At 38.9% G+C, this 619-nt stretch carries 1 protein-coding gene; it reads right to left on the reverse strand.

Annotated elements, in window-relative coordinates; translation table 11 throughout:
* Positions 1 to 76: 76 nt before the first annotated feature.
* The gene (locus tag JET16_RS29815) at positions 77 to 544 is read right to left on the reverse strand and encodes an NUDIX hydrolase (RefSeq protein WP_199624876.1); all 468 of its coding nucleotides are present in this window, start codon (positions 542 to 544) and stop codon (positions 77 to 79) included.
* Between the last annotated feature and the right edge of the window lie 75 nt (positions 545 to 619).

The following is a 619-nucleotide window of genomic DNA, read 5'->3' on the forward strand; positions in this document are numbered from 1 at the left end:
GACCGAGGGCCTTGAGGCCCGAAGCGTGAATGTGGTGTTATCCGAAGGTGCTTTGAGTTACCCTCAAAAAATGCTTTTAAAAAGTCTTGTTATAATGTTTCACAATGAATTCATCAATTATCTTTTTGTGGCTCTTTACAATCTGGTCGGGCAATTGACTTGGGTAAAAATATTCAAACGTAATTGCTTCTCTCTGGTCGACCTCTAATTCACCATTTATTTCATTAGTAAAAAACGCAGTGGTTACAACATAAAATTCATCTCCGTTGGCAGCCCTGATAAAGTTACCTGATCCGGAATAAATGTTTATCAGATGTAAATTTCCTGCTTTCAGGTTGGTCTCCTCATATAATTCTCTTCTTGCCGTATCTTCTACTGATTCTCCTAGTTCCATTAAACCACCTGGAATACCCCATGATCCGTGTGGATGTTTCCTCTGTTGCATTAATATTCTTCCAAAATCATCCACCACAACTACAACTGCTCCAACGAATATTAATGGTCTTGGGCCAACTATGGCTCTAAGTTCTTCTACGTACCCCAAATTCATCACCCACATTAATGAGTCTCTTGGTTTATTGTCTTTTTAATAAATCACTTCGCACTTTCGGATAACGTC

The organism is Paenibacillus alkalitolerans, assembly GCF_016482785.1.
Lineage (GTDB): Bacteria > Bacillota > Bacilli > Paenibacillales > YIM-B00363 > Paenibacillus_AE > Paenibacillus_AE alkalitolerans.